A 26,214-nucleotide genomic window follows, 5' to 3' on the forward strand; every position below is an offset into this window, starting at 1 on the left:
CGCAATGGACGCCCTTTCTTCGCTTGTCGACGGCTTCTCCGTCGCGCTCAGCTTCCAGAACCTCGCGCTGGCATTCGTCGGCTGTTTCCTTGGCACGATCATCGGCGCCCTGCCGGGCCTTGGCCCGTCGAACGGCGTGGCTATCCTGATCCCGCTGGCGTTCTCGCTCGGGCTTGATCCCACGGCGGCGCTGATCCTGCTGACCAGCGTCTATTACGGCGCGATGTATGGCGGGCGGATCTCGTCGATCCTGCTGAACATTCCGGGCGACGAGCCCGCGCTGATGACCACGCTCGACGGCTATCCCATGGCGCGGCAGGGCCGCGCGGGCGAGGCGCTTTCGCTCTCGGGGGTGGCGTCGTTCGTGGGCGCCTTCTTCGCCACATGGGGGCTGGTGTTTCTTGCCCCGCAGCTGGTCAAGGTCGCGCTGCTGTTCGGCCCGGCCGAGTATTTCGCGCTGTTCGCGCTGGCCTTCGCCACGCTTGGCGGGATCTCGTCGACCAACCAGGCCAAGGCGGCCTTTGCCGCAGCGCTTGGTCTTGGCATCGCCATGATCGGCGTGGACGGCCAGACCGGCGTGCCGCGCTTCAGCTTCGGCGAAGTGCATCTTTACGACGGGATCGACTTCCTTGTCGCCATCGTGGGCCTCTTCGCACTGTCCGAGGTGTTCATCTTCCTCGAACATCGCGGTGACGGCTCGGGCGAGGGGAAGCATGCGACCGTCACCATGGGGCGCATCACGCCCTCGTGGAAGATGCTGCGCTTCACCACGCCGGCCATGGCGCGATCGACCGTGCTGGGCTTCATCGCGGGGGTTCTGCCCGGCGCTGGGGCATCGCTGGGATCGTTCCTTGCCTATACGGCGGAAAAGCAGATCTCGGACAAGGACGGCACCTTCGGCAAGGGCGATCCGCGCGGCGTGGCCGCCCCCGAGGCGGGCAACAACGCAGCGGCCGGCGGCGCGCTGGTCCCGATGCTTGCGCTTGGGGTTCCCGGTTCGGGCACCACGGCAGTTCTTCTGGCGGTTCTTCTTGCGCTCAACATCACGCCGGGGCCGCTTCTCTTCACCCAGAATCCTGATGTGGTCTGGGGGCTGATTGCGGCGCTGTTCATCGGCAACATCATGCTTCTGGCGATGAATATCCCTATGGTGGGCCTGTTCGCGCGGGTGCTGATGATTCCGCCGAAATTCCTGATGCCGATCGTCGCCATGATTTCCTTTGTCGGGATTTACGGGATCTCGGGCTCGACCTTCGACCTGGTGGTCATGGTGATCTTCGGGGTTCTCGGCTGGGTGCTGCGCAAGCTGGACGTGCCATTGGTTCCGGTGATCCTTGGCACGCTTCTGGGTAACCTGATGGAGGCCAACCTGCGCCGTGCCATGACGATTTCGGATGGCGATTGGGGCGTGCTGTTCGGCTCGCCGCTGGCAATCGGGCTCTGGCTTGTGGCCTTCGTCGGCTTCGTGCTGCCGATCATCGTGGGCAAGCGACTGAAGAAGCGCATCCACATGGCCAAGGAAGAGGCAAGCTCGACCACCGACTGAAAACCGTCCATCGTGCAGACCATGCTGGCCCTTTTCGTTCCCGCGAAAAGGGCCGGTTTCTTGCTATCCGGGCGGTGGCGTGACGGCAAGCTTCCTTTTTTGCGCCGGATCAAGGTGGAAATCGCCGCGGATCCGCTACACTCTGCGGGTGCGAGATCCGCGCGGTTTGTGCCGCGTACCCCCTGTCACGTCCAGCGCCGAAAGCCTGCAAGCCGTATGAAACACCTTCGCCCCCTTCTAGCCGTTGCCGCACTTCTGGTGGCGTTTGTCGCCATTGCCTGGACGGTGTGGGACCGCAATGCCAACCGCCTGCCCGAGGGGTTTGCCGCAGGCAATGGCCGGATCGAGGCCGACCAGATCGACATCGCCACCCGCTCGGCGGGCCGTGTGGCCGAAATCCGCGTGAACGAGGGCGATCTGGTGCAAAAGGGCGATGTGCTGGCCGTCATGGACACGCGCGAGCTTGAGGCCCAGATGGCGCGGGCCGAGGCCGATACCCGCCGCGCCGAAAGCCAGGTCGAAGAGGTGCGCGCCCTGATCGCGCAGCGGCAGGCGCAGCTTGCCCTGGCGCAGGACGAATTCACCCGCGCCTCGGAACTTGCCGGGCGCGGTGTCGGATCGCAGGCGGTCGCGGATCAGAAGAAATCGCAGCTTGCCACCGCCGAAGCCGCGCTGAACGCCGCCGTCGCACAGCTCAATTCGGCCGAACGCGGTGTCGATGCCGCGCAGGCGCTGGTGGTGCAATACAAGACCCAACTGGCCGATGCGACGCTGGTCGCGCCGGTTCTGGGGCGGGTGCTTTACCGTCTTGCCCAGCCCGGAGAGGTTCTGGGTGGGGGCGGCAAGGTGATGACGATCCTCGATCTGAGCCAGGTCTACATGGAGGTCTTCCTGCCCGCCGAGGACAGCATGCGCACCGCGATCGGCGCCGAGGCGCGCATCCGCCTTGACAGCGTGCCCTATGCGATCCCGGCCTATGTCAGCTTCGTCTCGCCCGAGGCGCAGTTCACCCCGAAAACCGTCGAGACCGAGCAGGAGCGGGAAAAGCTGATGTTCCGCGTCAAGGTGCGCGTGCCCGAAGAACTGGTCCGGGCCAATATCGAACAGGTCAAGACGGGCCTGCGCGGGATGGCCTATATCCGGCTGCCATCCGCCGGTGAAACGCCTTGGCCGGCCGAGTTCGTGGGCCAACCGATTCCCGCCGGCGCGCTTGCGGACGAATAGGCGAGCCGGTGTCCGCCCGCCCGCCCATCGCCAGCCTGAAGGCCGTCACTCACCGCTATGGCAAGGTTCTGGCGCTTGACGATGTGACGCTCGATCTGCCGGCGGGGCAGATGCTTGGGCTGATCGGCCCGGACGGGGTGGGCAAGTCGACGCTTCTGGGGCTGGTAGCGGGTGCGCGCCGGCTCCAGGGCGGAGAGGTGCGCACCCTTGACGGCCCGATGTCCGACCGGCGCCACCGCGAGGCGGCCTTCCAGCGCATCGCCTACATGCCGCAGGGGCTTGGCAAGAACCTCTATATGGAACTGAGCGTCACGGAGAACCTCGATTTCTTCGCCCGCCTGTTCGGCCATGGCGCCGAGGAGCGCGCCCGCCGGATCGGGCGGCTGCTGAAGGCCACGGGGCTCGATCCCTTTCCCGACCGCCCGGCGGGGAAGCTGTCGGGCGGGATGAAGCAGAAGCTTGGCCTGTGCTGCGCGCTGATCCACGATCCTGACCTGCTGATCCTCGACGAGCCCACGACCGGCGTCGATCCGCTGTCGCGCCGCCAGTTCTGGGACCTGATCGCGCAGATCCGCACCGAGCGCCCCGAGATGTCGGTGCTGGTCTCGACCGCCTATATGGAAGAGGCCGAGCGCTTCGACTGGCTGGCCGCGATGAATGCGGGCCGCATCCTGGCCACCGGAACCCCGCAGGATCTGCGCACGCGCACCGGCATGGACGATCTGGAGGCCGCCTTCGTGGCGCTTCTGCCCGCGGGCCGCGCGCAGGCGCAAACCCGGCAGGCCCCCTTGCCGGAACGGCCGCAGACCGATGGCCCGGTGATCGTGGCGCGCGGCCTGACGCGGCGTTTCGGCGATTTCACCGCCGTGCGCGATGTCAGCTTCGAGATCGACCGGGGCGAGATCTTCGGCTTTCTCGGCTCGAACGGCTGCGGCAAGACCACGACGATGAAAATGCTGACCGGGCTTCTGCCCCCCTCGGAGGGCGAGGCGCTGATCTTCGGCGCGCCGGTCGAGGCCAATGACGTGGCCGCGCGCGCCAATGTGGGCTTCATGTCGCAGAACTTCTCGCTTTACGGCGAGCTGACGGTGGCCGAGAACTTTCGCCTGCACGCCCGGCTTTACCACCTGCCGCCCGACATCGCGCGGGCGCGCATGCGCGAGCTGTTCGAGGAATTCGGCCTTTCGGCGCATGCCGACGTCCTTGCCCGCAGCCTGCCGCTTGGCCTGCGCCAGCGGCTGTCGCTGGCCTGCGCCGTGATCCATTCCCCCGAGATGCTGATCTTGGACGAGCCGACCTCGGGCGTGGACCCGGTGGCGCGCGACGAATTCTGGGATCTGCTGGAACGGTTGTCGCGGCGCGACGGGGTGACGATCTTCATCTCCACCCATTTCATGAACGAGGCGATGCGCTGCGACCGGATCTCGCTCATGCATGCGGGGCGGGTGCTGGTCTATGACACGCCGGAAAACCTTGCGCGCGAGAACGGCGCTCAATCGCTTGAGGAAACCTTCGTGCGCTATATCGGCGCGGCGCATGACGCACAGGATGCGCGCCCGGCCGCCACGCCGGCGGTCATTCACGACATCGCGGCGCAGCACCGGCCCGCGCGGGCGCCGGGCATGGCCGCGCTTGGGCGGCTTCTGGCGGTCAGTCGGCGCGAATTGCTTGAGGTCACGCGCGATCCGATCCGCCTGGCCTTCGCCTTCCTTGGCTCGATGGTGCTGATGCTTCTGTTCGCCTACGGCATTTCGACCGATACGACAGGGCTTCGCTTTGCCGCCTTCGATCAGGACCGCAGCCCCGAAAGCCGCGCCTATCTGGCGAATTTCGAAGGCTCGAACTATTTCGAGGAGATGCCCGAAGTCGCCAGCCTGCAAGAGCTGGAGGCGCGGATGATCGCGGGCGAGATCATGCTGGCGATCGAGATCCCGGCGGGGTTCGGGCGCGCGGTCACGACAGGCCGGGCCACAAGCGTTGCGGCCTGGATCGACGGCGCCAACACCTTCAGCGCCTCGGTGATCGAGGGCTATGTGCAGGGCGCCCATGCCGAATTCCTGCACGAGCGCGCCCGCGCGGCCGGAATGGGCGATCAGGCGCAGCCCCTTGTGAATATCGAGCCACGCTACCGCTACAACCCCAGCTACGAAAGCCTGATGGCGATGGCCCCGGCGGTGCCCGCGATCCTGCTGATGCTGTTCCCCGCGATCCTGATGGCCGTCAGCCTTTCGCGTGAGCGCGAGATCGGCACGATCACCAATTTCTACGTCACCCCGACCTCGCGGCTGCAATTCCTGCTGGGCAAGCAACTGCCCTATATCGGTATCGGCTTTGCCAACTGGCTGATCCTGACGGGGATGGCGGTCTTCCTGTTCGGCGTGCCGCTGAAGGGCAGCGCGTTCGCGCTTGCGCTTGGGGCGGTGTGCTATGTGGCGGCGGCCACCGGGTTCGGGCTGGTCGTGGCGGCGGTGGTGCGCAGCCAGGTCTCGGCGGTGTTTGCCACGATGATCCTTGCGATGATGCCCACGGTGCAGTTCTCGGGCCTCAACCAGCCGGTCTCGACGCTGGAGGGGGCCGCGCGGATCATGGGGCAGCTCTGGCCGGCGAACTATTTCATGCAGATGAGCGTGGGCGCCTTCAGCAAGGGGCTGAACTTCTGGATGCTGGCGCCCAATATCGTGCTGATCCTTGCCTTCGTGCCGGTGTTCGTCGGGCTGGCCGCGCTGTTGCTGAAGAAGCAGGAGGCGTAGGCGGATGCGGCACCTTTCGAACATCCTGTGGCTGACATGGAAAGAGCTTCTGTCGCTTTGGCGCGAGCTTTTGCTGCTGCTTCTGGTGATCTATTCCTTCGGTCCGGGCATGTATATCGAAAGCTCGGCCAGCGGCGAGATGGTCAGCAAGGCCGCCGTGACCTTCGTCGACGAGGATCGCTCGGCGCTTAGCCGGGCGTTGCAATCGGCGCTCTATCCGCCCTATTTCCTGACGCCCCGCACGGCCGAGGCGACCGAGGTCGACCGCCTGATGGACTGGGGCGAGACGGTTTTCGTGGTGATCGTTCCCGCCGGGTTCGAGGCCGATGTCCGGGCCGGACGGCGCCCCTCGGTGCAGGTGAATATCGACGCGACCAAGACCATGCAGGCCAGCGTCGGTACCGGTTATCTGCTGGCCACGATCAACGCCGAGGTGGCGCGCTTCGCCGCGCGCGAGGATGTGGTGGCGGCCTCTCCGGTCGATCTGGTGCTGCGCCGTTCGTTCAATCCGGCGGGAAACTCGGTCTGGCTTGCCGCGATCTCGGGCCTGCTCGATCATCTTTCGATGCTGACGATCATCCTGACCGGCGCCGCGCTGATCCGCGAGCGTGAACACGGCACGATCGAGCATCTTCTGGTCATGCCCCTGAACGCGGTCGAGATTGCCATGGCCAAGATGATCGCCAATGCGCTTGTCGTGTTCCTGGCCTTCGTCTTTGCGCTTTTCGTGGTGGTCGAGGGGGCGCTGGCCGTTCCTTTCGCGGGGTCCGAGGCGCTGCTTCTGGCGGGCACGGCGATCTATATCTTCGCCGCCGCCGCGATCGGTATCCTGCTGGGAATCCTTGCGCGAACGATGGCGCAGTTCGCGCTGCTGATCATGCTGGTGATCATGCCGATCATGATCCTGTCGGGGGGCATGACGCCGATCGAAAGCCAGCCGCTCTGGCTTCAGCCGATCACATGGCTTCTGCCCTCGCGCCACTACATGGAGTTCGCGGTGGCCATCACCTATCGCGGCGCGGGCCTTTCGGTGGTCTGGATCGAGTTCCTGTGGACCTTTCTTCTTGGGGCGGCGGTGCTGGCTGTCAGCCTGCTGATGTTCCGCAGATCGGTTGCCGGAGGTTAGGCGCGCGCGCGGGTCGGTCAAATTGTCGCAGATGTCCGATCCCCGCCCAATACGGCCATGAAATCGTTGCGCCGCCGGTGCGATTGTCTCAAATGAACCCATGTGGAGGAAGGGCAATCTGACGACGGGTCTGCGCGGTGTTCTTGCACCCGTGCTGGCGCTGCTCCTTGCGCTTCAGGTCTCGCTTGCGTTCTTTCCCACCACGCTCGACCCGACGGGCGCGCGGGTCCAGCTTGTGCTTTGCGGCCCCGACGGGCTGCGCACGGTATCGCTGAACCTGACCGATGGCAGCATCGACGACAGCCCCGCCCCCGAAGTCACCGGGAAATGCCCGTTCTGCATTGTCGGCATCGCGGCCCTGTCCGGCCAGCCCGCGATGGATTTCGCACGGGCCGAGTTCCACGGCCTGCGCTTTGCCCCTGCCGCCGTTCCGGCGCCCGGGCCGGTCCGCCCTGACCGGTCCCGGCCGATCCGCGCGCCGCCCCTGTCTGCCTGAGCTTTCCGATGTGACCCGCCTTGCGGGTCTTGCCCGCAGCCGCGCGCCCTGATGCGCGATCCGGCTGCGCATCCGAACACGTCTACAAGGGACAGACCCATGACACGCAATTCCACGGTGCGCCTGAGCGCGACCGCAGTTCTTCTTTGCTCCATCTCCGGCCAGGCCCTCGCGCAGGAGGGCACCGCCCCCGAGGCGACGGTGCTTGACCCGATCCTTGTCCAGGGGGCCATGAGCACCGCCACGGGCACAAGCTACAGCTTTTCGCCCAGGCACCAGAACCACGCGCCCGCAATGGACGGGGGCGGGGTGCTGGCCACGATCCCCGGCGTCACGGCAAGCCGCATGGGCGGCCACGGGCTCGATATCGTGATCCGCGGCCAGCAGGCCAACCAGCTCAACATCATCGACGCCGGCGCGCTGACCTATGGCGGCTGTCCCAACCGGATGGACCCGCCCACCAGCACCGCAGCCTTTTCCCGCGCCGACCGCGTGATCGTCGAGCGTGGCTATTCCAGCGTGACCAACGGCGCAGGCGGCACCGGCGGCACCGTCCGGCTTGAGCGCGAGGCGCCGGTCTTCGACCCGGCCCGGCGGATCAGCGGCGATTTCTCGATCGGCGGAACCAGCAACAGCGGGGCGTTCGAGGCCGGCAGCAGCATCGCCACGGACCTTGGCAACGGCTTCTACCTGAAAGGCTCGGCCGAATACAAAACCGCCGATAATTATGAGGACGGCGCCGGCAACGAGGTGCGCAGCGCCTATGACCAGCAAAGCGCGGGCCTGACGCTTGGCTACAAGAAGGACGGCCTGGAGCTTGCCTTCGACATCGAGAACGACAAGGCCGAGGACGTGCTTTTCGCCGGGGCGGGCATGGACAGCCCGCTGTCGGATACCTGGGTCTATCGCCTGCGCGGTGGGGTCGATCTTGATCTGGGGGCGCTGAGGCGGATCGAGGGCACGATCTACCGCAGCGAGGTGGATCACGTCATGGACAACTACTCGTTGCGCCCTGCGGCGGGAATGTTGATGCGCTCGCCGACCACCTCGGACACCACCGGCGCCACGCTTGAGGCACAGTTCGCGTTCGGCGCGACGAAGGCAAAACTGGGCTTTGACTATCAGTCGAATGAGCGTCGTGCGATCGGGTATGGCGGTATGGCGGGCATGCTCGGCATGATCGAGGCCTCGGCCCCCGGCATGGCGCGCTCGCTCTCGTGGCCTGACGTGACGATCGCCCAGACCGGCATCTACGGCGAGGCGGAAACCGCGCTGTCGGACAAGACCACGCTGAAGCTGGGCGCGCGTTATGACCATGTGCGCGCCACGGCCGGGGCTGCGGGCGGGATCGCGGGATATGCGGCGCCCGCGCCCAATACCTTCTATACCGCGCAATACGGCACGACCTTCGACGCGCCGCGCAGCGAAGACAATCTTGGCGGCCTGATCCGGCTGGAGCATGAACTTGCCCCCGGCACCAAGGTTTTCGCGGGGTTGTCGCGCTCGGTCCGCACGGCGGATGCGAATGAACGCGCGATGGGGCGCAGCAACTGGGTCGGCAACCCCGACATCGCGCCCGAGAAGCACCACCAGATCGATGTCGGGATCGAAACGCAGCAGGACAACTGGAGCTTCAACGCCACCGCCTATGTCGATCGTGTCGATGACTACATCCTGCGCGATGCCTTCTCGGTTGCCGGGGTGACGACCTATCGCAACGTCTCGGCACAGCTTTCGGGGGTCGAGCTGTCGGGAAGCTGGGCGAAGAACGGCTTCGAGGTTGCGGGCGATCTGACCTATACGCGCGGCCAGAACCGCACCGACGATCGCGCGCTTGCGCAGATCCCGGCGCTTCAGGGCAGGATCACGGCCTCTTACGGGCGCGATGCCTGGCGGGCTGGGGCGCGGCTGAACTGGGCGGCAGAACAGGACCGGATCGACCCGTCCCGCGACGCCGGGGTGACGCCCGGCTACGGCACGCTCGACCTGTTCGGCAGCTACGCGTTCAATGACCGCGTGATGCTGCTGGCGGGGGTCAACAACGTCACCGACAAGGTCTATTCCGATCACCTGAGCCGCGCGAACGTGTTCGATACCACGCTGACGCGGATCAATGAACCGGGCCGGACGGTTTATGTCAAACTCGAAGCCAGGTTCTGAGGACAGGCACCTTGCAGGGCGCGCGCGGCTGTGCGCGCCTTGCGTATCCTGGCCCTGCCGGTCTTCGTGCCGGCCTAGCCGGCGGCATCGTCCAGGCAGGCCTGCATGATGGCGACCCCTTCGGCGATCTTCTTCTCGTCGATCGAGGAATAGCCCATGCGGAAACAGCGGCAGATCTCGGGCGGGGCAGAGTAGAATGGTCGTCCCGGCTCGATCAGCACGCCGTGTTCGGCCAGCTTCAGGGCAAGGGCCGAGCTGTCCACGCCTTCGGGCCCCTCGACCCAAAGGCTTGATCCGCCATGACGGGCCGCGCCCGCGATGGTGAAATCGGTCTCGCCAAGGGCCGCGACAAGCGCCTCGCGCCGCTTGCGGAAGGTTTCGCGCAGCCGCACCACATGCGCGTCATAATGCCCGAGCGCCAGGAAATAGCCGGTGACACGCTGCATGTGGCCCGGCGCATGGCGCAGCATCATCGCGCGCAGCGCGCGGGCCTGGCGGATGAACTCGACCGGGGCGACAAGGTAGCCGATCCGCAGCCCAGGAAAGAGCGATTTGGAAAAGCTGCCGACATAGATCACCCGCCCCGCGCCATCGAGCGACTTCAGCGAAGGGGAGGGCGGTTCGAGAAAGCTCATCTCGTATTCGTAATCGTCCTCGATGACGAGAAAGTCGCGCTGATCGGCAAGCTGCAACAGCGCGCGCCGCCGCGCGAGCGGCAGCGTCGTGCCGGTGGGGATGTTGTGGCTGGGCGTCACGAAGACGAGCCCGGCGTTTTCGGGGATCCGTTCGGGGTTCAGGCCCTGCGCATCGACGGGCAGGTATTCGATGGGCATGCGGGCAAAGCGCAGCGCCTCGGCGAAATCGGGAAAGCCGGGATCTTCCAGCACGGCCACGCGGTTCTGCCGCGCCAGAAGCTGCACCGCGATCCACAGCGCGTTCTGCGCCCCAAGGGTGATCAGCACCTCTTCGGGGCGGGCGCTGATCCCGCGCCGGGGCAGGGTGTTGGCGCGGATGTAATCCACCAGAACCGGGTCGTCCCGCGCCAGGCGGTCATCGGCCAGTTCGGTGAAATCGCGCGTGCCAAGCGCGCGCCGCGCGCAATCGCGCCAGGCCGCATGGTCGAACAGATGCGGATCGACCTGCCCGTAGATGAACGGATAGGGATAGCTGCGCCAGTCGCGCGGCTTGGTGATGTGGCGGCGCGTGTTCAGATCGGTCTGAAGCCAGCCTGACCAGTCGACGGGATGGGCGGGCCGTTCATCCCGTTCCGGCGCGATCCGGCGCAGCGGCGCCTTGTGCGACACCACAAAGCCCGACCGCGGCAGCGGGTCCAGATAGCCCTGTGCGACCAGATCCTGATAGACCAGCGTCACCGTCAGCCGCGAAATCCCCAGATGCGCGGCAAGCGCCCGTGTCGAGGGCATGCGCGTTCCGGGGGGCGCATGGGCATTCAGGATCGTGGCCACGATCGAGGTGGCAAGCTGCATCTGCAACGAGCGTCGGTCGCTGCGGTCGATGAAGAACACCTCGGGCGCCATCCGGCCTTTCACGCCCACGCCGACACCTTCCCCGATCTGGACTTAAATGCGCTTGAAACTGGATATAACCACGCCGCGCCGTTGCTGACAATGATGCGCATGGCCGGGGAGGAGATTCGGCCAAATCAGGGAGAGATACATGTCAATCACCTTCAAGGCGCTCAGGGGCGCCGCTGTTGCCGCACTTCTGCTCACCACGGCGCTGTCGGCTCAGGCAAAGGATTTTCGCGTGGCCGTCGGGGACGGTGCGGGCGGCACGCAAGAGGCGCTTGGCCTTGCCTTCGTCAAGGCGCTGTCAGAGAAGACCGGCGGCGCGCATAGCGCGCAGCTTTTCCTGAACGGCCAGCTTGGCGACGAGCAGGACACCGTGACCGCCGCCGCAACCGGCACGCTCGATTTCTCGATCCTTGCGATCAACAACATCACGCCGTTCTCGCCTTCGGTGGGCACGCTGACGCTTCCCTATGTCATCCTGTCGCTGGAAGATGCCGAGGCAATCACGCAGGGCGAGATCGGCCAGCAGATGGTCGAGCGGACGATCGAGGATGCGGGCGTGCGCATCATCGGCTGGGCCTATTCCGGGTTCCGGGTCCTGACGAACTCGAAGCACCCCGTCACCACGGTGGCCGACCTGCAAGACCTCGTGATCCGCGTTCCCAAGAACGAGATCATGATCGAGACCTACAAGTCCTGGGGCGTGAACCCGACCCCCATGGCCTGGGGCGAAACTTTCGCCGCGCTTCAGCAGAAGGTCGTGGACGGTCAGGACAACCCCTACATGACCGTCTATGCGATGAAGTTCGACGAGGTGCAGAAATATGTCACCAACATCCGCTACATCTTCTCGATCGAGCCGCTGATCGTTTCGGAAAGCCTGTTCCAGTCGCTTTCGGCGGACGAGCAGCAGCAGGTTCTGGATGCCGGCAAAGAGGCCACGCTGGCCTCGGGCGCCTTCCTGCGGGCCGAGGAAACCAAGATCCGGGAAGAGCTGACCGCGCGCGGGATGGAAATCTCGGACCCGGCCGATGGCGAGCAGGAATTCATCGACCTGGCGACCGCGACGGTCTGGCCGAAATTCTATGACTCCATCGGCGGCAAGGAGGTTCTCAACAACGTCCTGGGCGCGCTTGGCCGCGACACGGTCGAGTGACCCGCGCGGGGCCGGCCCGTGCCGGCCCCGACCCGAAACCTTACCCGACAGGTTCCAAAATGTCTTCGTTCTGGCGTCATCTCGACAAGCTGGAAAGCTATGTCTGTCAGATACTTCTGGCCGTTTTCGTCTGCCTTCTCTTTGCGCAGATCGTGTCGCGGCAGGTGTTTGGCACTTCGATCACCTGGATCGAAGAGCTTTCGGTCATCCTGTTCGTCTGGTTTGCCTATTTCGGGGCCAGCTACGCGGCGCGCATGGCGGCACATAACCGCATCTCGTTCCATCTCAATGCGCTGGACCGCCGCCGCGCGCGGCTGATCGAGGCGCTGGGCGATCTGATCTGGATCGGCTTCAACCTCGTGTTCATCTGGCAGTCGATCAGCTTCATCTCGATGCTCAAGCCCTTCGTGAAGGCGCAGACGCTGGGCTGGCAGATGCGCTGGGTCTATCTGGTGCTGCCGGTTGCCTTCACGCTGATGACGATCCGCATCCTCCAGGTGAATTACATGAAGCTCGTGCTCGGGCGTGACCCGCGCGATCCCGACAAGGTCGAGGTCGAAGGCATCGACGACATCCCCGGAGGGCGCGCGTGATGGACAGCTATCTGGTGGAAATCCTGTTCGGAACCTTCGTGTTCCTGATGGTCCTGGGGGCGCCGATCACCGTGGCGCTGGGCGTCTCGGCGCTGGCCTCGATGTGGTATCTGGGCGACAACCCGATCAAGATGGTGCAGATGGCCTGGTCCTCGGTGGGGTCTTTCCCGCTGATGGCGCTGCCCTCGTTCATCCTTGCCGGCGCGCTGATGGAGGCCGCGGGCCTGTCGCGGCGGCTGATCGCGGTGGCCGAAACGCTGGCCGGTCCGTTCACCGGGGGGATCTCGGCGGCGACGGTGATGGCGTGCCTGTTCTTCGGGGCGATCTCGGGCTCGGGCCCGGCGACGACGGCGGCGGTCGGCATGCTGATGATCCCGGCGATGGCGCGGGCGGGCTATGCGCGGGGCTATGCGGCCTCGGTCACGGCGGCCTCCGGCGGGCTTGGCATCATCATTCCGCCGTCGATCCCGATGGTCATCTTCGGCATCTCGGCGATGGGGCTTCAGGCGCCCGTCGAAGCGGTCGAGAAATTCGGCCCGTTCCAGAGCGTGTCGATCTCCAAGCTGTTCCTTGCGGGCTTCTTTCCGGGCTGCCTGATGGCGGGTGTGCTTCTGCTCAACAACTGGGTGCGGTGCCGTGCCGCCGGTTATCGCGGCTCGTCCGAGCGGCTGTCGCTGCGCAAGATCGTGCAGGCCAGCTACAAGGGCTTCTGGGCGATCATGGCGCCGCTGGTCATTCTGGGCGGGATCTATACGGGGATCTTCACCCCGACCGAGGCCGCCATCGTGGCCATCTTCTACACGCTCTTTGTCGGTGTCGTGATCTATCGGGAACTGAACATCCGCCAGATGATCGCCGCGCTGGAAACCACCACCTGGCTTTCGGGCCGCGTGCTTCTGGTGCTGTTCACCGCAACGATCTTCGGGCGCATCCTGGTCGAGAACGGCGTACCCGCCGTGCTGGCGCGCGGCATGCTGTCGATGACCGACAGCCTATATGTGATCTGGGTTCTCGTGATCTTCTTCCTGCTGATCGTGGGCATGTTCATGGAGACGCTGGCCGCGATCATGATCCTTGTGCCGGTCATGCTTCCGGTGGCCTACCAGATGGGGATCGACCCGATCCATTTCGGCATCGTGATGATCTGCACGCTTTCGATCGGGTTCCAGACCCCGCCCCTGGGCGAAAACCTCTTCATCGCCGCGGGTATCTCGAACGTCTCGATGGAAGAGATTTCCATGCGGGCGCTGCCCTTCGCCATCACCGGGGCGATCGCGATCTACATCATCGCCTGTTTCCCGCAGATCTCGCTGTGGCTGCCGCGCGCTCTTGGCTACTGAGGAGGATGGAATGATCAAGGAAATCAAGACGATCCTCTACGCGACGGACCTGTCGAACACCTCGGTTTACGCGTTTCGCTATGCCGTCTGCCTGGCCCGGGCGCTTGATGCGCGGCTGCATATCCTGCACGCGGTCGAGCCGATGAGCCAGGATGCACGGACTACGCTGCAATTCTTCATCAGCGATCCCAAGCTGCGCGAAGAGGCCCTGAACCGGCGGTTCGAGAATGCCCGCGATCTGCTGAACGAGCGGCAAGAGGGGTTCTGGGCACAGATGCCCTCGGATGAAAAGGTGCTGCGCGACCGCGTGGACGAGATCGAGGTGATCGAGGGTTTCGCCGCCGAGGCCATCCTGCGCCGCGCCGAAAGCCTGCCTGCCGACATGATCCTGATGGGCAGCCATGCCCACGGAATTTCCCACACCTTCCTGGGCACCGTTGCCAAGCGGGTGCTGCGCCGCGCGCGCATCCCCACGCTGATCGTGCCTTATGCCGAAGATTGAAACCGAAAGGACGACCCGATGACCAAGACCCTGACCGCCGATGACCTGAAGGCCACCTTCGACGCCTTCAACCGCCATGATATCGACGCCGTGATGACCCATTTCGCCGAGGAGTGCGTGTTCACCACCGTCGCCGGCCCCGAGGTCCACGGAACGCGCATCGAAGGGTGCGAGGCGATCGCCCGGGCCTTTGTCGGCGTCTGGGCGGCGATGCCCGATGCCCAATGGGCCGATCACCGGCATTTCGTTCACGGCGACCGCGGCGTTTCGGAATGGACCTTCCGCGGCACCGATGCCGAAGGCCGCCGGACCGAGGCGCAGGGGGTCGACCTGTTCACCATCCGCGACGGCAAGCTGGTGATGAAGCAGGCCTTCCGCAAGCAGCGCCCGGTTCTCGACGCCGAATAGTTTTCCCCGCACTCCACCGAAGAAAGTCACGGCCATGACAGCCTCGACCGCGCGGCGCCCGGTTGCGCCCTACAACCCGAAATACGACCCGATGACCGATGCAAGGATCGGCCGGGGCAGCGAATACGCACCGACCTACTGGATCGGCACGGCGGGCGCGCCGCCCGAAGACGATGGCCCCGTCCAGGCCGATATGGACGTGGATGTCGTGGTCATCGGCTCGGGCTATACCGGCCTTTCCTGCGCGCTGCACCTTGCCAAGGAATTCGGCATCAAGGCGCATGTGCTGGAGGCCAATGGCGTGGCCTATGGCTGTTCGACCCGCAATGGCGGGCAGGCGCAGATCTCGTCGGGGCGGCTCAAGCGGTCTCAGTGGATCGAGCGTTGGGGCCTGGATGTCGCCAAGGGGCTGCATGCCGAGGTTGTCGAGGCGTTCGAGCTGTTCCGCGGGCTGATCCGGGACCATGCGATCGACTGTGCGCCGCAGGATGGTGGCCACTATTACATCGCGCACAAGGGCTGGATGATGCCCAGGCTTGCGAAGGAAGCCGCGCTGCTGCGCGACACCTTCGGGTATGGCGCGCGCATGCTGAGCCGGGACGAGCTGCACCAGACCGCGGTGCGCGACATGGAAGCCCATGGCGCGATGTGGGAACCCGACGGCACCGCCATCCATGCCGCGAAGCTGGCTTTCGGCTATATGCGGGCGGCGCGCGAACTGGGCGCACGCATCCATGTCGACAGCCCCGTCGAGGCCTGGGAAACGAAGGACGGCGTGCATCATCTGCGCACGCCGGGCGGGACCGTGCGCGCCCGTGCGGTCGCGGTGGCGACGGCGGGTTATGCACCGCGCAGCCTGCATCCGCGCCTGCGTGACAGGATCATGCCGATCATGTCGAACTCGATCACCACGCGGGTGCTGAGCGCGGCCGAGCTGGAGGCCTGCGGCTTCCGGGTGCACTCGCCGCTGACCGATACGCGCACGCTGCGCCACTATTACCGCCTGCTGCCCGACAACCGGGTCCAGATCGGCTCGCGCGCGGCGATCACGGGGCGCGATGCGGACAACCCCGCCCATCTGGCCGGCCTGCGCGAGGGGCTTGCGCGCAAGTTCCCCGCCCTGCGCGGCATCCCGCTGGATTACAGCTGGTGGGGCTGGGTCGATGTCAGCCATGACATGATGCCCCGCATCACCGCCATGCCGGGCCTGCCCAACGCCTATTACGCGCTTGGCTATGGCGGCAACGGGGTGATGTATTCGGCGCAGGCCGGCCGGCGCATGGCGCAGATGGTCGCCGGGCGCGACGGCGATGTGCCGAACCTTCCGATCTTCCGCAACGAGCTTCCCCACGAGGGCTGGAAGACGCCGTTTCGGCGGCTTGGGCAATGGGGCCTCTACAAGCTTTACCACTATCAGGACGAACGCGGCTGACCCCGCGCGAACAGGAGAGAAGACCATGAAAATGACGACTGAAGAAGCCTTCGTGAAGGTGCTCCAGATGCACGGGATCGAACATGCCTTCGGCATTATCGGTTCCGCGATGATGCCGGTTTCGGACCTGTTTCCCAAGGCGGGCATCACTTTCTGGGATTGCGCCCATGAAACCAATGGCGGCCTGATGTGCGACGGCTATATCCGCGCCACCGGCAAGATGGCCATGGCCATCGCCCAGAACGGCCCCGGCGTGACGGGCTTCGTCACCGCGGTGAAGACCGCCTACTGGAACCACACGCCGATGCTTCTGGTCACCCCGCAGGCGGCCAACAAGACGATCGGGCAGGGCGGCTTTCAGGAGATGGAGCAGATGCGCCTGTTCACCGACAGCGTCTGCTATCAGGAAGAGGTGCGCGACGCCTCGCGCATCCCCGAGGTGCTGAACCGCGTGATCCTGAAGGCCCGCCGCGGCTCGGCCCCCGCGCAGATCAACATCCCGCGCGACATGTGGACCCAGGTGATCGACGTGGACCTGCCCCAGATCGTGACCTTCGAGCGCCCCGCGGGCGGCGAAGAGGCCGTGGCCGAGGCCGCGCGGCTTCTGTCCCGGGCGCGCTTCCCGGTGATCCTGTCGGGCGCGGGCGTGGTGCTTTCCGGGGCGATCGCGGATCTTGCGAAGCTGGCCGAACGGCTGGATGCGCCGGTCTGCTCGAACTACCAGCACAATGACAGCTTTCCCGGCTCGCATCCGCTGGCGGTGGGGCCGCTTGGCTACAATGGCTCCAAGGCGGCGATGGAACTGATCGCCAAGGCCGATGTCGTGCTGGCGCTTGGCACGCGGCTCAATCCGTTCTCGACCCTGCCGGGCTATGGCATCGACTACTGGCCCAAGGAGGCGAAGATCATCCAGGTCGATATCAACGCCGACCGCATCGGCCTGACGAAGAAGGTCAGCGTCGGGATCGAGGGCGACGCGGGCAAGGTGGCGCGCGGGATCCTTGCGCAGCTTTCGGGCACCGCGGGCGATGAGGGCCGCAAGGCGCGCCGGGAGATGATCGCGCAGACCAAATCGCGTTGGGCGCAGGAGCTCAGCTCGCTCGATCACGAAGAGGACGATCCCGGCACCGTCTGGAACGAAGAGGCGCGCAGCCGCGACGCGGACCTGATGTCGCCCCGGCAGGCGTGGCGCGCGATTCAGGCCGCGATGCCCGACGATGCGATCATCTCGTCCGATATCGGCAACAACTGCGCGATCGGCAACGCCTATCCGGCCTTCGAGAAGGGCCGCAAATACCTGGCCCCCGGCCTGTTCGGGCCCTGTGGCTACGGCTTCCCCGCGATCCTTGGCGCGAAGATCGGCCAGCCTGACACTCCGGTGATCGGATTTGCCGGCGACGGGGCCTTCGGGATCTCGATGAACGAGATGACGGCCTGCGGCCGCGACGACTGGCCCGCGATCACCATGGTGATCTTCCGGAACTACCAGTGGGGCGCGGAAAAGCGCAACACCACCTTGTGGTATGCGAACAACTTCGTGGGAACCGAACTGGACCGTGACACGAGCTATGCCGGCATCGCGCGGGCCTGCGGCGCGCACGGGGTTCAGGTGCGCTCGGCCCAGGATCTGACCGAAGAGCTGCGCAAGGCGGTGGAGCGGCAGATGAAGAACCGGGAAACCACCTTCATCGAGGTGCTTCTCAACCAGGAACTGGGCGAGCCCTTCCGCCGCGACGCGATGAAGAAACCGGTCGTGGTGGCCGGGATCGACCCGAAGGACATGCGCCCGCAGGCCGGCGCCGTCTGATCCCCGAGCTTGCCGGCGGCCGGGTTTCCGGCCGCCGGCCTTCCCCGGCCCTTCTTGCAGGACTTCGCTCATGTTTGCAGCCCTTCCGTCGTCTTATCTGCGCACGCTGTTTCCCGGCTTCATGGTCTCGGTGCTTGTCGCGGCCACGGCGCAGTTCCTGTCCGAGCATTACGGCGCGCCCGCGATGCTGATGGCGCTGCTTCTGGGGCTCGCGCTCAACTTTCTGGCCGAAGAGGGCAGCCCGACCGGGCCGGGGATCGCGGTGACATCGCGCACGGTGCTGCGCCTGGGGGTGGCGCTTCTGGGCGCGCGGATCTCGGTCGACATGCTGGCCGGGCTGGGGGCCGAGCTGATCGCGCTGGTCATCACCGGCGTTCTGGCGACGATCGCCTTCGGCTTCGTTGCGGCGCGGTTCGTGGGCCGCAGCTGGCGCTTCGCGCTTCTGACCGGCGGTTCGGTGGCGATCTGCGGGGCCTCGGCCGCGATGGCGATCGCCGCGATCCTGCCGCGCCACGACAAATCCGAGCGTGACCTGGTTTTCACCGTGCTGTCGGTCACGGTGCTGTCGACGCTGGCGATGGTGATCTATCCGATGCTGTCCAGCACGCTGGGGTTCGATGCGCGGGGCGGCGGCGTCTTTCTTGGCGGCACGATCCATGACGTGGCGCAGGTCGTCGGCGCGGGCTTCTCGATCGGGCCCGAGACAGGGGAAACCGCAACGCTGGTCAAGCTGATCCGCGTGGCCATGCTGGCGCCTGTCGTGCTGGGTGCATCGCTGGTCATCCGGCTCAGCGGTGCGGGCGGTGTGGCCGAGGGCAGGCGCCCGCCGCTGCTGCCGTCCTTCGTGGTGGGGTTTCTGGTGCTTGCCGCGGCCAATTCCCTGGGCCTGATCCCCGGCTGGGCGGCCGAGATGGCGGGCGCGGTCTCGCGTTGGGCGCTGCTGATCTCGATCGCGGCGGTGGGCATCAAGACATCGCTTGGCAAGATGCTGGATGTGGGCGGCGGGGCGATCTGGCTGATCGTTGCCGAGACCGTCTTCATCGGCGGCTACGTTCTTGCCGGCCTGCATTTTCTGGGATGAGCCATGAAACCGCTAGATCGCATCTTCGAGACCGCGCGCGCCAATCCGCGCACCATCATCCTGCCCGAGGGCGAGGATCCCCGCATTCAGGCCGCGGCCCTGCGCGCCACGCGCGAGGGGCTGGCGCGGGTGGTGGTTCTGGGCGACCGCGCGCGTGTCGGGGCCGGGCTGGCGGGCCTTGGTGCCCGCCCGGACGAGATCGTGCTTGAGGACCCCGCCACGACGCCGGATTTCGACGCGCTCGCCGAGGCCTATCACCGGCTGCGCGCCCATAGGGGCGTGACGCCGGAGGTGGCCCGCGCGGCGGTGGCGAACCCGATGGTGCATGCCGCGCTGCGCGTGCGGCTGGGCCATGCCGACGGCACCGTGGGCGGCGCGGTCGCCACCACGGCGGAAACCGTGCGCGTGGCCTTGCAGGTGATCGGCTGCCAGCCGGGCATCAGGACGGTGTCGAGCTTTTTCCTGATGCTGGCCTGCGCGCCCGAGGCGAAGATCCGGGGCGGCATGATCTTTTCCGATTGCGGCCTTGTGGTCGAGCCCGACGCCGCCGAACTGGCCGCCATCGCGCTTGCCTCGGCCGAGACCTGCCGCCAGCTTCTGGCGGCGGAACCAGGCGTCGCGCTTCTGTCCTTTTCGACCGCCGGATCTGCCGAACACGAAAGCCTGTCGAAAATCCGCGAGGCGCTTGCCATCGTGCGTGCGGCCGATCCCGGCTTGCAGATCGAGGGCGAGATCCAGTTCGACGCCGCGCTCGACGAGACGATCCGGGCCCGCAAATCCCCCGCAAGCCGGCTGAAAACCACGCCCAACGTGTTTGTCTTCCCCAATCTTGCGGCGGGCAATATCGGCTACAAGATCGCCGAACGTCTGGGCGGGCTGACGGCCATCGGGCCGATCCTTCAGGGCCTGGCCCTGCCCGCGAACGACCTGTCGCGCGGCTGTTCGGTCGACGACGTGATCGCCACCATCGCCGTGACGGCGGCGCAGGCCGCGCGCAACCCCGCCGTGCCCGAGCGCTTTGGCCTTGGCCCCGCGCGCCATTACTGACGGGCGCGCGGGGTGGCCCTGTTCATCCGTGCAATCCTGCGCTAACTAACGCCAAAGCCGGGCGCGGCCCGGAGGATCAGCCACAGACGGATGACAGCCATGCCCCATTACCGTTCCCGCAAATCGACCCACGGCCGCAACATGGCGGGCGCGCGCGGCCTTTGGCGCGCGACCGGCATGACGGACGGGGATTTCGGCAAGCCGATCATCGCGGTCGTCAACTCGTTCACGCAATTCGTGCCGGGCCATGTCCACCTCAAGGATCTGGGCCAGATGGTCGCGCGCGAGATCGAGGCCGCCGGGGGCGTCGCCAAGGAGTTCAACACCATCGCGGTGGATGACGGCATCGCCATGGGCCATGACGGCATGCTCTATTCGCTGCCCTCGCGTGAACTGATCGCGGATTCGGTGGAATACATGGTCAACGCCCATTGCGCCGACGCGATGGTCTGCATCTCGAACTGCGACAAGATCACGCCCGGCATGATGATGGCGGCGATGCGGCTGAACATTCCGGTCATCTTCGTTTCGGGCGGCCCGATGGAGGCCGGCAAGGTCACGATCGACGATCTGGAACATGCGCTCGATCTGGTCGATGCGATGGTGGTGGCGGCCGATGACAACTATACCGACGCGCAGGTCGAGGCGATCGAGAAGGCCGCCTGTCCGACCTGCGGGTCGTGCTCGGGCATGTTCACGGCGAACTCGATGAACTGCCTGGCCGAGGCGCTTGGCCTTGCGCTGCCGGGCAACGGTTCCATGCTGGCGACGCATGCCGACCGCAAGGAGCTGTTCCTTGAGGCCGGGCGCAAGATCGTCGAGATCACCAAGCGCCATTACGAGGGCAACGAGCCGGGCCTTCTGCCGCGCGACATCGCCACCTTCGAGGCCTTCGAGAACGCCATGAGCCTCGATATCGCCATGGGCGGGTCCACCAACACCGTTCTGCACCTGCTGGCCATCGCCTATGAGGGCGAGGTGAAGTTCACCATGGACGACATGGACCGCCTCAGCCGCAAGGTGCCATGCCTGTCCAAGGTCGCGCCCGCCAAGCAGGACGTGCACATGGAAGACGTGCACCGCGCGGGCGGCATCATGGCCATTCTGGGCGAGCTGATGCGCGGCGGGCTGCTGCATGGCGACGTGCGGACCGTGCATTCCGACACCCTCGCCGAGGCTATTGCGAAATGGGATGTGATGACGGCGAACGATCCCGCCGTGGAGCAGTTCTACCGCGCCGCGCCGGGCGGCGTGCGCACCACGCAGGCCTTCTCGACGCAGAACCGTTACAAAGAGCTGGACCGCGACCGCGAGGCCGGCGTGATCCGCTCGGTCGAACATGCGTTCACCAGGGATGGCGGGCTTGCGGTGCTGTTTGGCAATATCGCCGAGCATGGCTGCATCGTGAAAACCGCGGGTGTGGATGAATCGATCCTGAAATTCACCGGCACGGCCAAGGTCTTTGAAAGCCAGGACGATGCCGTTTCGGGCATCCTGACCGGCAAGGTCTCGGAGGGTGAGGTCGTGGTGATCCGCTACGAGGGGCCGCAGGGCGGGCCGGGCATGCAGGAAATGCTTTACCCCACCAGCTATCTGAAATCGAAGGGGCTGGGCAAGAAATGCGCGCTGCTGACCGACGGGCGGTTCTCGGGCGGCACCTCGGGGCTGTCGATCGGGCATGTCTCGCCCGAGGCGGCCGAGGGCGGGCTGATCGGCCTTGTGGAAACCGGCGACCGGATCGAGATCGACATCCCCGAGCGCACCATCAATCTTGCCGTGGATGAAGCGACGCTGGCGGCGCGGCGCGCGGCCAAGGGGCCGCTGCCCTGGGGGCCGGCCGCGCCGCGCCCGCGCGCGGTTTCCACCGCGCTTCGGGCCTATGCGCTTCTGGCCTCGTCCGCCGCGATGGGCGGGGTGCGCGTGCTGCCCGGCAAGTAGGATCGGATCGCCCGGCCTAGAACCACTGGCCGGGCTCCATCAGCCCCAGATCCATGAGCTGCTGCGACTGCCAGCGGAACGGCACCGAATTGTGCCAGTGGAAGGTCGGGATGTCATAGGTCGACCCGGGATTGAGCTTCAGCGCCTTGGCCACCCGGAACGAGACGATGCTGGCCGTCAGGTTGTGATGCCACGGGCAGGCATAGGTGTTGTATTCCTCGCTGTTGAAGGTGTGGTCGGGGCGCAGTTTCAGCCCCTTGGCCGCGCGGAACAGCGCGATCCGGTCGATCTTGCGCCGGTCGGCGGGCACATGTTCCTCGAACCGCCACCGCAAGCCCCCGAAGAAATCCAGTTGCCGTTCCTTCGGGTGGCCGGAATTGGCCGGATCGGGGCGGGCAAGCGCGTAATAGCCCGAGCGATCCAGCTGCGCCTCGGACAGGCTGACGGCATCGGGGTGGCGCGACAGGTCGGGTGCGTAAAGATCGACCACATAGCACAGCATCGCATCGCGCCGTTCCTCGGTATGAAAGGCCAGCAACTCGCGCACCGAGCGGGTCTCGCTGAAAGGAAAGAAGAGGTATTCGGCATTATAGCAGTAATAAAGCCAGGTGCCGGGCGGACAGGCGGCGATGACGCGGTTGACTGTATCGCCTAGCCCGTTCGGGGCATGCATGTCGCAGCCTATAAGGTGGATGCGTCCTTCCAGATCGGGCGGCAGGTCCAGCGCCGCGGAGGCCATCGCCAGAACCGTGCGGAACCCCAGTGCCAGGTGGTGGCGGATCGTGCTTTCGACCTCGATCAGATCCTCGACCAGGATCAACGCCACCGGCCCGCGCGCAAGCACCGCCGCGCTGTCGGTAAGGAAAGCCTGCAATGACGCGTGCCGCATGTCCCGCCTTTCGTTTGCGCCAAGATCGGCCAAGCCCCCGGCGATTGCAAGCGTGGGCGATTGCGGGCGCGGGCGGGTTGCGGGGGCAGGGGGTTTCGCGGTATCACGCGCCCTGCCGTTCAGCGCGGGGGCACCAGCATGGCCGATCAGATCCGACCGAAGAAGCTGCACATCAAGACCTATGGCTGTCAGATGAACGTCTATGACAGCGAGCGCATGGCCGAGGCCATGGGCGCCGAGGGCTATGTGCTGACCGAGGACGCGGCCGAGGCCGACATGGTCTTGCTGAACACCTGCCACATCCGTGAGAAGGCCGCCGAGAAGGTCTATTCCGATCTGGGCCGGCTCAAGCCGCTCAAGGCGGCGCGGCCGGATCTGAAGATCGGCGTGGCGGGCTGCGTGGCGCAGGCCGAGGGCGAAGAGATCCGCCGCCGCATGCCGCTTGTGGATCTGGTCGTCGGCTCGCAGAACTATCACCGGCTGCCGGCCATGGTGCGCGCGGTCGAGGCCGGGGCGCATCCGGTGGATACCGAGTTTCCCGCCGAGGACAAGTTCGACCACCTGCCCGAGCGCCCCGCGACCGCGCGTCCGACGGCGTTCCTGACCGTGCAGGAGGGTTGCGACAAGTTTTGCGCCTTCTGCGTGGTGCCCTATACCCGCGGCGCCGAGGTCAGCCGCCCCGTGGCGCGCATCCTGTCCGAGGCGCAGAAGCTTGTGGACAGGGGCGTGAAGGAAATCACCCTTCTGGGCCAGAACGTGAACGGCTATCACGGTCAGGGCGAGGGTGGCGACTGGGGCCTGGGCCGCCTGGTCCGCGCGCTTGCGCGCATCGACGGGCTGGAGCGGATCCGCTACACCACCTCGCATCCCAACGACATGACCGAGGACCTGATCGCCGCGCATGGCGAGGAGCCCAAGCTGATGCCCTATCTGCACCTGCCGGTGCAGTCGGGCAGCGACCGCATCCTGAAGGCGATGAACCGCAAGCACACCGCCGAGGATTACCTGCGCCTGATCGAGCGGATCCGCGCCGCGCGCCCCGACATGATGCTGTCGGGCGATTTCATCGTGGGCTTCCCCGGCGAGACCGACGCCGATTTCGAGGACAGCCTGAGCCTGATCCGCGCGGTCAATTACGGCATGGCCTACAGCTTCAAATACTCGGCCCGTCCCGGCACGCCCGCGGCGGATCGTGCGCCGGTTGCGGCCGAACTGGCCGATGCGCGGCTGCAACGCCTTCAGGCGTTGATCACCGAGCAGCAGCGCGCGGCGCAACACGCCATGGTCGGCCGCGAGGTCGGCGTGCTGTTCGAAAAGCCCGGACGGCTGCCGGGGCAATGGGTCGGCAAGTCCGATTACCTGCATGCCGTGCATGTCCACGCCGAGGGGCTGGCGCCCGGCCATCTGGCCCGTGTGCGCATCGTCTCGAGCGCGCCGAACTCGCTTGCCGGGGAAATCGTCGCGCGCTGAGCGGCGGGCGGTCCGGGGGCGGCGCCTTTTGCGGCGATTCTTTTCGGGCGCTGCCCGCAGGCGGGCGGCGCGGCGGGCCTTAATGTGATGCTTTGATGAAATTTTGGGCGCTGTGCACGCGCATGTGAACCAAGGCTTGCGTATGAACCCAAGCGCAGGCACCATATCTGTATCGAACTTTGCCAGGGAGATGCTTTTTGGGCTTTAGCGCGATAACCCCCCCGCCCCGTTCCCAGGATGCGCATGAAACGCTGCTGGAATTTCCGGACAACCGGCTGCTGATCGATCTGTGCGGAGAGTTTGACCGTAATCTGGCCCAGATCGAGCACAAGCTTTCGGTGCATATCCTGCGCCGCGGCAACCAGCTTGCCGTGGTCGGCACGCCCGAGGCGCAGGCGCAGGCAAGCGCGGTCCTGACCCAGCTTTATGCGCGCCTTGAGCAGGGCCGCCCGGTCGACGCGGCCGAGATCGACGCGGTGATCCGCATGGGCGATCTGGGTGGCGATGTCGTGCCGCTGGACGAACAGCTCGAGATGTTCGCCGCGGGGCGCTACGAAATTCGCACCCGCAAGAAGCAGATCGAGCCGCGGACCGAGGCGCAGAAGCACTACGTCAAGCACCTGTTCGAGCATGAGCTGGCCTTCGGGATCGGCCCGGCGGGCACCGGCAAGACCTATCTGGCCGTGGCCGTGGGCGTGACCATGCTGATCGGCGGGCATGTCGACAAGATCATCCTTTCGCGCCCGGCCGTAGAGGCGGGCGAGCGTCTGGGCTTTCTGCCCGGCGACATGAAGGACAAGGTCGATCCTTACATGCAGCCGCTTTACGACGCGCTGAACGATTTCCTGCCCGCCAAGCAGCTGGCCAAGCTGATGGAGGAAAAGCGCATCGAGATCGCGCCCTTGGCCTTCATGCGCGGGCGCACGCTGTCCAACGCCTTCGTGGTGCTGGACGAGGCGCAAAACGCCACGACCATGCAGATGAAGATGTTCCTGACCCGGCTGGGGCAGGGCTCGCGCATGGTGGTGACGGGCGATCGCAGCCAGGTCGACCTGCCGCGCGGCACCGCCTCGGGGCTGGCGGATGCCGAGCGGATCCTTGAGGGGGTGAAGGGCGTCAGCTTCAACTATTTCACCGCGAAGGACGTGGTGCGCCATCCCCTTGTCGCGCGCATCATCGAGGCCTATGACCGCGCGGATGGAGATGCTGGTTGATACGCTGATCGAGGATGCGCGGTGGGACGGGCTTGATCTGCCCGCCCTTGCCGAAACGGCCGCGCATGCCGTCCTGTCCGATCTCGGCCTTGCCGCCGAGGGGTTCGAGATCAGCCTGCTGGGCTGTGCCGATGACCGGATCGCGGTGCTGAACGCGGATTTCCGCGGCAAGCCCGCGCCGACTAACGTGCTCTCATGGCCCGCGCAGGAACGCGGAGCCGCCGAGGACGGCGGCGCGCCCGACCGCCCCGCGCCCGGCATGGCGCAAATGCCCGAGAGCCTTGGCGATATCGCCATCGCCTACGAGACCTGCCTGCGCGAGGCCTTTGATCAGGGCAAGCCCGCGCGGGATCATGTGATCCATCTTCTGGTGCATGGCGTGCTGCATCTTTTGGGATACGATCACATGCGCAATCGGGATGCCGCCTTGATGGAACAGGCTGAAATCCGCATTCTTGCGCAGTTGGGTATTGCCAACCCATATGAGTGACGCCATCTGCTGA

At 66.0% G+C, this 26,214-nt stretch carries 21 protein-coding genes; 19 read left to right on the top strand and 2 right to left on the bottom strand.

All coding sequences use genetic code 11. The annotated features are described in order from the left end of the window. Window positions 1-4 precede the first annotated feature (4 nt). The 6 genes from AC4PTO_RS03500 (at window position 5) to AC4PTO_RS03525 (ending at window position 9,302) form a co-directional block, all read left to right on the top strand. Window positions 5-1,546 carry a tripartite tricarboxylate transporter permease gene (locus AC4PTO_RS03500; RefSeq protein ID WP_492731925.1) on the top strand — a complete coding sequence of 514 codons (1,542 nt, stop codon included), beginning with the start codon at window positions 5-7 and terminating at the stop codon, window positions 1,544-1,546. Window positions 1,547-1,762: 216 nt separating this feature from the next. Further along, window positions 1,763-2,770: an HlyD family secretion protein gene (locus tag AC4PTO_RS03505; protein WP_492731927.1), complete on the top strand. Its 1,008-nt coding sequence runs from the start codon at window positions 1,763-1,765 to the stop codon at window positions 2,768-2,770. 8 nt (window positions 2,771-2,778) lie between these two features. After that, complete coding sequence (gene rbbA / locus AC4PTO_RS03510; protein ID WP_492731929.1) at window positions 2,779-5,520, top strand: ribosome-associated ATPase/putative transporter RbbA; 2,742 nt, start codon at window positions 2,779-2,781, stop codon at window positions 5,518-5,520. A 4-nt stretch (window positions 5,521-5,524) separates the two neighbouring features. Beyond that, window positions 5,525-6,646, top strand: coding sequence for an ABC transporter permease (locus AC4PTO_RS03515; RefSeq protein WP_492731931.1), 1,122 nt, complete (start codon window positions 5,525-5,527; stop codon window positions 6,644-6,646). Between the two features lie 100 nt (window positions 6,647-6,746). Next, the gene (locus AC4PTO_RS03520; RefSeq protein ID WP_492731933.1) at window positions 6,747-7,142 is read left to right on the top strand and encodes a hypothetical protein; all 396 of its coding nucleotides are present in this window, start codon (window positions 6,747-6,749) and stop codon (window positions 7,140-7,142) included. Between the two features lie 99 nt (window positions 7,143-7,241). Next, window positions 7,242-9,302: a TonB-dependent receptor domain-containing protein gene (locus AC4PTO_RS03525; RefSeq protein ID WP_492731935.1), complete on the top strand. Its 2,061-nt coding sequence runs from the start codon at window positions 7,242-7,244 to the stop codon at window positions 9,300-9,302. A 74-nt stretch (window positions 9,303-9,376) separates the two neighbouring features. On the opposite strand, the gene pdxR is transcribed toward AC4PTO_RS03525, so the two are convergent. Then, a complete protein-coding gene (gene pdxR, locus AC4PTO_RS03530; protein WP_492731937.1) occupies window positions 9,377-10,858 on the bottom strand; it encodes a MocR-like pyridoxine biosynthesis transcription factor PdxR in 1,482 nt (493 codons plus the stop codon). 121 nt (window positions 10,859-10,979) lie between these two features. Between pdxR and AC4PTO_RS03535 the strand changes: the two genes are divergently transcribed. The 10 genes from AC4PTO_RS03535 to ilvD all read left to right on the top strand — a co-directional run bounded on the left by AC4PTO_RS03535 (window position 10,980) and on the right by ilvD (window position 22,138). Beyond that, window positions 10,980-11,990: a TRAP transporter substrate-binding protein gene (locus AC4PTO_RS03535; protein WP_492731939.1), complete on the top strand. Its 1,011-nt coding sequence runs from the start codon at window positions 10,980-10,982 to the stop codon at window positions 11,988-11,990. A 59-nt stretch (window positions 11,991-12,049) separates the two neighbouring features. Continuing rightward, window positions 12,050-12,583 (top strand): TRAP transporter small permease, encoded by a 534-nt coding sequence (locus tag AC4PTO_RS03540; RefSeq protein ID WP_492731941.1) that lies wholly within the window; start codon window positions 12,050-12,052, stop codon window positions 12,581-12,583. Next, entirely contained in the window at window positions 12,583-13,923 is a 1,341-nt protein-coding gene (locus AC4PTO_RS03545) for a TRAP transporter large permease (protein WP_492731943.1), read from the top strand. The genes AC4PTO_RS03540 and AC4PTO_RS03545 overlap by 1 nt, the downstream gene beginning before the upstream one ends. Before the next feature lie 10 nt (window positions 13,924-13,933). After that, the gene (locus tag AC4PTO_RS03550) at window positions 13,934-14,425 is read left to right on the top strand and encodes a universal stress protein (RefSeq protein ID WP_492731945.1); all 492 of its coding nucleotides are present in this window, start codon (window positions 13,934-13,936) and stop codon (window positions 14,423-14,425) included. An 18-nt stretch (window positions 14,426-14,443) separates the two neighbouring features. After that, window positions 14,444-14,833 carry a nuclear transport factor 2 family protein gene (locus AC4PTO_RS03555; RefSeq protein ID WP_492731947.1) on the top strand — a complete coding sequence of 130 codons (390 nt, stop codon included), beginning with the start codon at window positions 14,444-14,446 and terminating at the stop codon, window positions 14,831-14,833. A 34-nt stretch (window positions 14,834-14,867) separates the two neighbouring features. Beyond that, window positions 14,868-16,265: an NAD(P)/FAD-dependent oxidoreductase gene (locus AC4PTO_RS03560; protein ID WP_492731950.1), complete on the top strand. Its 1,398-nt coding sequence runs from the start codon at window positions 14,868-14,870 to the stop codon at window positions 16,263-16,265. A gap of 25 nt (window positions 16,266-16,290) precedes the next feature. Next, a complete protein-coding gene (gene xsc / locus AC4PTO_RS03565; protein ID WP_492731953.1) occupies window positions 16,291-18,072 on the top strand; it encodes a sulfoacetaldehyde acetyltransferase in 1,782 nt (593 codons plus the stop codon). Window positions 18,073-18,142: 70 nt separating this feature from the next. After that, a complete protein-coding gene (locus tag AC4PTO_RS03570) occupies window positions 18,143-19,153 on the top strand; it encodes a YeiH family protein (protein WP_492731955.1) in 1,011 nt (336 codons plus the stop codon). A gap of 3 nt (window positions 19,154-19,156) precedes the next feature. Continuing rightward, the gene (gene pta / locus AC4PTO_RS03575) at window positions 19,157-20,200 is read left to right on the top strand and encodes a phosphate acetyltransferase (protein WP_492731957.1); all 1,044 of its coding nucleotides are present in this window, start codon (window positions 19,157-19,159) and stop codon (window positions 20,198-20,200) included. 99 nt (window positions 20,201-20,299) lie between these two features. Beyond that, entirely contained in the window at window positions 20,300-22,138 is a 1,839-nt protein-coding gene (ilvD, locus tag AC4PTO_RS03580; protein ID WP_492731959.1) for a dihydroxy-acid dehydratase, read from the top strand. Between the two features lie 16 nt (window positions 22,139-22,154). Here ilvD and AC4PTO_RS03585 read toward each other — a convergent pair whose 3' ends face one another. Then, window positions 22,155-23,027 (bottom strand): glycosyltransferase family protein, encoded by an 873-nt coding sequence (locus AC4PTO_RS03585; protein ID WP_492731961.1) that lies wholly within the window; start codon window positions 23,025-23,027, stop codon window positions 22,155-22,157. A gap of 138 nt (window positions 23,028-23,165) precedes the next feature. On the opposite strand from AC4PTO_RS03585, the gene miaB reads away from it, so the two are divergent. The 3 genes from miaB to ybeY all read left to right on the top strand — a co-directional run bounded on the left by miaB (window position 23,166) and on the right by ybeY (window position 26,201). Beyond that, window positions 23,166-24,497 carry a tRNA (N6-isopentenyl adenosine(37)-C2)-methylthiotransferase MiaB gene (gene miaB, locus AC4PTO_RS03590; RefSeq protein WP_492731963.1) on the top strand — a complete coding sequence of 444 codons (1,332 nt, stop codon included), beginning with the start codon at window positions 23,166-23,168 and terminating at the stop codon, window positions 24,495-24,497. A gap of 197 nt (window positions 24,498-24,694) precedes the next feature. After that, entirely contained in the window at window positions 24,695-25,711 is a 1,017-nt protein-coding gene (locus tag AC4PTO_RS03595) for a PhoH family protein (protein ID WP_492731965.1), read from the top strand. Then, entirely contained in the window at window positions 25,695-26,201 is a 507-nt protein-coding gene (gene ybeY / locus AC4PTO_RS03600; RefSeq protein ID WP_492731967.1) for an rRNA maturation RNase YbeY, read from the top strand. Before AC4PTO_RS03595 ends, ybeY begins: the two co-directional genes overlap by 17 nt. Window positions 26,202-26,214: the final 13 nt, after the last annotated feature.

The sequence above is a fragment of the Rhodobacter maritimus genome, from assembly GCF_058747975.1.

Bases quoted from the DNA above. Each gene is read 5' to 3' on its own strand.
- AC4PTO_RS03525 (WP_492731935.1), top strand. From the start codon at position 7,242: ATGACACGCAATTCCACGGTGCGCCTGAGCGCGACCGCAGTTCTTCTT.
- AC4PTO_RS03550 (WP_492731945.1), top strand. From the start codon at position 13,934: ATGATCAAGGAAATCAAGACGATCCTCTACGCGACGGACCTGTCGAAC.
- ilvD (WP_492731959.1), top strand. From the start codon at position 20,300: ATGCCCCATTACCGTTCCCGCAAATCGACCCACGGCCGCAACATGGCG.
- AC4PTO_RS03560 (WP_492731950.1), top strand. From the start codon at position 14,868: ATGACAGCCTCGACCGCGCGGCGCCCGGTTGCGCCCTACAACCCGAAA.
- AC4PTO_RS03585 (WP_492731961.1), bottom strand. From the start codon at position 23,027: ATGCGGCACGCGTCATTGCAGGCTTTCCTTACCGACAGCGCGGCGGTG.
- AC4PTO_RS03555 (WP_492731947.1), top strand. From the start codon at position 14,444: ATGACCAAGACCCTGACCGCCGATGACCTGAAGGCCACCTTCGACGCC.
- AC4PTO_RS03535 (WP_492731939.1), top strand. From the start codon at position 10,980: ATGTCAATCACCTTCAAGGCGCTCAGGGGCGCCGCTGTTGCCGCACTT.
- AC4PTO_RS03515 (WP_492731931.1), top strand. From the start codon at position 5,525: ATGCGGCACCTTTCGAACATCCTGTGGCTGACATGGAAAGAGCTTCTG.
- xsc (WP_492731953.1), top strand. From the start codon at position 16,291: ATGAAAATGACGACTGAAGAAGCCTTCGTGAAGGTGCTCCAGATGCAC.
- AC4PTO_RS03545 (WP_492731943.1), top strand. From the start codon at position 12,583: ATGGACAGCTATCTGGTGGAAATCCTGTTCGGAACCTTCGTGTTCCTG.
- pta (WP_492731957.1), top strand. From the start codon at position 19,157: ATGAAACCGCTAGATCGCATCTTCGAGACCGCGCGCGCCAATCCGCGC.
- ybeY (WP_492731967.1), top strand. From the start codon at position 25,695: ATGGAGATGCTGGTTGATACGCTGATCGAGGATGCGCGGTGGGACGGG.
- miaB (WP_492731963.1), top strand. From the start codon at position 23,166: ATGGCCGATCAGATCCGACCGAAGAAGCTGCACATCAAGACCTATGGC.
- AC4PTO_RS03540 (WP_492731941.1), top strand. From the start codon at position 12,050: ATGTCTTCGTTCTGGCGTCATCTCGACAAGCTGGAAAGCTATGTCTGT.
- AC4PTO_RS03520 (WP_492731933.1), top strand. From the start codon at position 6,747: ATGTGGAGGAAGGGCAATCTGACGACGGGTCTGCGCGGTGTTCTTGCA.
- AC4PTO_RS03505 (WP_492731927.1), top strand. From the start codon at position 1,763: ATGAAACACCTTCGCCCCCTTCTAGCCGTTGCCGCACTTCTGGTGGCG.
- AC4PTO_RS03570 (WP_492731955.1), top strand. From the start codon at position 18,143: ATGTTTGCAGCCCTTCCGTCGTCTTATCTGCGCACGCTGTTTCCCGGC.
- AC4PTO_RS03500 (WP_492731925.1), top strand. From the start codon at position 5: ATGGACGCCCTTTCTTCGCTTGTCGACGGCTTCTCCGTCGCGCTCAGC.